Raw genomic sequence first — 3,724 nt, 5'->3', positions numbered from 1 at the left:
GCGATCGGCAACCTGATCAGCAACGCCGGAAGATACGCCGCATCGAAAGTCGTTGTGTCGGCGGACGAATCCGACCACGAACTTTGCATCCGCATCGACGATGACGGAGGCGGCATCGCGCCCGAGGATCGTGAAACGGTGTTTGAACCGTTTCAGCGGCTCACCGGCGGAACCGATTCGAAAGGGGACCAGACCGGCACAGGACTCGGCTTGGCGTTGGTCAAACGCATCGCCGAGCGGCACGGAGGCGGGGTCAGCGTGACCGAAAGTGAACTGGGAGGAGCCCGATTCTCGCTGACGCTGCCCAGCACCGCGGGCGTCAAAACGATTTGATCACCACGGCCGTCATGTCGTCCTTGATCGGATGGGGATGGCAAAAGGACGTCACCGAGGAGATCAATTCGGCGACGATTTCCGAAGCCGGTTTGCTGCGGTTGCGATGAACCACTTCGGCGGCGCGTTCTTTCCCGAACGCAACGTGATCGTCTCCGCGGGCTTCCCAGATCCCGTCGGTCATCAGCAACACGATGCACCCGGCCGAAAGCTCGACCGATCCGTCCACTTGGTAGGTGTAGTCCGGATCGACCCCGGTCGGAATCCCACGCGTTCTCAACTCAGCGACTTTGCCATCGGAGTCGATCAAGAACCCCAGATGACCTGCACCGACGTAAGTCAATCGCATCGCATTGGAGTCGAGTCTGGCAAAGAACAGCGTGACGAAGAGTGATTGGAACGTGTCTTCGCAAATTCCACGATTGGCAATCGTGACCAGTTGGCCTACGTCTTCATACAGTTCGGCGGTCGATCTCAACAAACGACGGGTGCCGACGGTGATCATGGCCGGGCCGATCCCGTGTCCGCAGACGTCGGCTAGAACGATGTCCCATTTGCCGTCCCCGTGGTCGATGAAATCAAAGAAATCTCCCGACGTCGAATCGATTGCGACACAACGGCCCGCGACGTCGAACCCGGGGATCTCCGGTGAATCATTGGGCAGCAAATACTCTTGGATCTGTTTGGCAAACTGCAGCTCACGGTCCACCGCCCGTTGGCGGTGCTCGACCATTCGCCGCTTGTGTCGCTCGATCGCGTAGAGCAGCGATCGAACCAAGACCTGTCCGTCCAAATTGGATTTACCGACATAGTCCTGAGCGCCCAACCGCATCGCCTTGATCCCCAGCGACTCATCGTGATCGCCGGTCAAAATGATGATCGGTAGATTGGGAAACGGATCGTGAATCCGACAAAACGTCTCCAGCCCCGCCGAATCGGTCAGGTTCAAATCCAGGATCACCGCATCGGGCAAGACACCTTGCGACAACCGCTCAAGCGTCTCTGCCAAGGTCGCAACGTGCGTGACGTTAAAACGCCCGTCGCGTTCCATTCGTTCTCGCACGACCATCGCATCAACGAGAGAATCTTCGACGACCAGAATCAGAAATCGGTCCCCGCCCGCTGCAGCCGATTCGCTTGGTTGAGTTCCCATCATCCAGAGACACGTTGATCGATCGACAGAAATGCAAATCCGAGCGGCGTGGTGAAACCACGCTCCGTCATCGCGAAGGTCGAATCATTCGGCGCTCTTGAGTGCGTTGGTGACGGTGCCGCGGATTTCGAAGACCGTTCCATCCAAGTTTAGCACCCGGAACACCTCTCGAATCGATTCACGCATCCCACATAGATACAGACGGGTGTCGCGGGGCTTGAGTTCGGTGTGCAGCTGAATCAGGATTCCGACGGTTTCGGACGAACAAAACCGAACGGAAGCGAAATTGACGATCAATCGTTTCGGATCGCATTTCTCCACCATCGCGAACAATTCATGCTTGGTCTGCACCAGTGATTCGGTCGACAGCACGCTGGCATCGTGAAGATGCACGACATGGGCGCCTTCGATTTCCTGCAGATCGAATTGTTCGTATTCCGATTCCGTCACTTCGTCGAAAGCGACCTCTTCGGCCGACTTCGTCTCGCGCGGCTGCGTCAGTGGGGTCACCCGAAACAGGCTTTCCATCGCCTCGGCTAATTCACGTGCCGACGCATAACGCTCGCTGGCACCGAACGACAATGCCTTGGCGAAGGTCGTTTTGAACTGATCGGCCGCACCGCTGTCCAATCCCTCGTACAGCGCAGTCTGGAACACTTCCTCGGCGGACTGGGGCGCGTGACCGGTCAGCACGAAGAATCCGATGGCAGCCAGGGAATAGACATCCGACTGCGGCCGGATCGCGTCACCGGATCCGACCGACACCTCGGGGGCGGCAAACTCGTTGCGAAAGTCCGCCGAGTCCTCGTCCTCTTCGGACAACAGCATCCCGGGCATCCCGAGATCCGCGATGACCGGTTCGCCGTTCTTTTCCAGCACCACGCATTCGGGAGAAAGGTATCCGTGGACCAAGCCGGCCGCGTGCATTTGACTGACACCCAACGCAAGCTTTCCGACCAGCAGGGCGACCTGCCGGGGTTCGATCAGGGCGGCTTGCTTCGGCTCGACCGTCGCGTTTTGGGCGGTGATTTCGCGTAGATTCGGACCTTCGACGAGGGTCGTCGCCAGGTAATCCACGCCGTCGGTTTGGCCGAAATCTAAAACGGCCGACAGATGCGCGTTCCGCAGCCCCGCCAGGGCGTGTGCACGGGCATCAAAGTCGCTGCGGACCTGTGCATCCAAGCCGGAGAAATCGGCGATTCGGACCGTCAACTTGCGATCCAGATGTGGGTCATACGCCAAATAGACGGACTGACGCCCTTCACGTTTGAGCAATTGTTTCAGCTCAAATCGGCCCACGGATTTAATGTTTATTTCTTCCATCCTTTGGTCGTCTCCAGTAACCAGACCAAAGCGGACGGGTGGAATCGAGGACTTCTAATATTGATTACTTCAACGCTGCTGTCAACTAACCGGCGATCCATCAGCAGGGGGCCAGATGAGGGCCCTCATGCCCCGCCGCATTGGCAGTCCGCGGCGTCATCCGGGAAGCGGGAATCCCCCGGGGAAAAGCGGTTGGCGATTCTTGATTTCCGCCCGCTGATCGGGCCACCACGCCCGCACCCGACCGTGCAGATCGATAGACTAAACAATGCCGTCGACCGCCCGGTAGGGCAGTGGGGACCGCCCACTTGGAGAGCGGGGCCATCCTGACGTTCACAATCGAGATCCTGAAACGCACAGATTGACGATGACAACTATTTTGGTCGTGGACGATTCACGTGTCGATCAGACACTGGTCCAGGGGATCTTGTCGAATCATCACGATCTGGACCTTCGCTTTGCCGGACACGGCGTCGAGGCGATGCAATCGATCCAACAGCAAGCCCCCGACTTGGTGGTCACCGATCTGATGATGCCGGAAATGGATGGCTTGCAATTGGTCCGTCGGATTCGCCAGGACCGGCCGGAAATTCCGGTGATCGTGATGACGGCGATGGGGTCGGCCACCAATGCCATCGAAGCGTTAGAAGTCGGCGCGGCGAGCTTTGTCCCTAAATTACAGTTGACCGAACGACTGTCCGATACCGTCCGGCAAGTGCTGATGCTCAAGCAAGCCGTCCATCCCTATGGCGGCGTCGTCCGTTGTCTTTCCGACGCCGAGCTAACGTTTCATTTGCGCAGCGACATCAATCTTATCCCCCAATTCGTCGACTTGGTCCAACGGACCACTTCGGGATTGGCCATTTGCGATGCGACCGAAGCGATCCGCATCAGCCTGGCACTCGAAGAGGCGTT

The 3,724-nt window shown here is 58.2% G+C and carries 4 protein-coding genes; 2 read left to right on the top strand and 2 right to left on the bottom strand.

Annotation, left to right across the window (positions count from 1 at the left end; all coding sequences use genetic code 11):
* Positions 1–333, top strand: a 333-nt coding sequence (locus ABX749_RS25570) for a sensor histidine kinase (protein WP_372898498.1), incomplete at its 5' end; no start/stop codon positions are given.
* On the opposite strand, the gene ABX749_RS25565 is transcribed toward ABX749_RS25570, so the two are convergent.
* A complete protein-coding gene (locus ABX749_RS25565) occupies positions 320–1,489 on the bottom strand; it encodes a PP2C family protein-serine/threonine phosphatase (protein ID WP_372898497.1) in 1,170 nt (389 codons plus the stop codon). The genes ABX749_RS25570 and ABX749_RS25565 overlap by 14 nt on opposite strands.
* A gap of 81 nt (positions 1,490–1,570) precedes the next feature.
* Positions 1,571–2,809 carry an STAS domain-containing protein gene (locus ABX749_RS25560; RefSeq protein WP_372898496.1) on the bottom strand — a complete coding sequence of 413 codons (1,239 nt, stop codon included), beginning with the start codon at positions 2,807–2,809 and terminating at the stop codon, positions 1,571–1,573.
* Between the two features lie 367 nt (positions 2,810–3,176).
* Here ABX749_RS25560 and ABX749_RS25555 point away from each other — a divergent pair.
* A partial coding sequence (locus tag ABX749_RS25555; protein WP_372898495.1) for a response regulator occupies positions 3,177–3,724 on the top strand: 548 nt, incomplete at its 3' end.

Origin of the sequence: Stieleria sp. (genome assembly GCF_041595215.1) — a bacterium.
Classification (GTDB): Bacteria; Planctomycetota; Planctomycetia; order Pirellulales; family Pirellulaceae; genus Stieleria; species Stieleria magnilauensis.
Note: the sequence above shows the minus strand (reverse complement) of the source record. Positions and strands in the feature narration are given on the sequence as shown.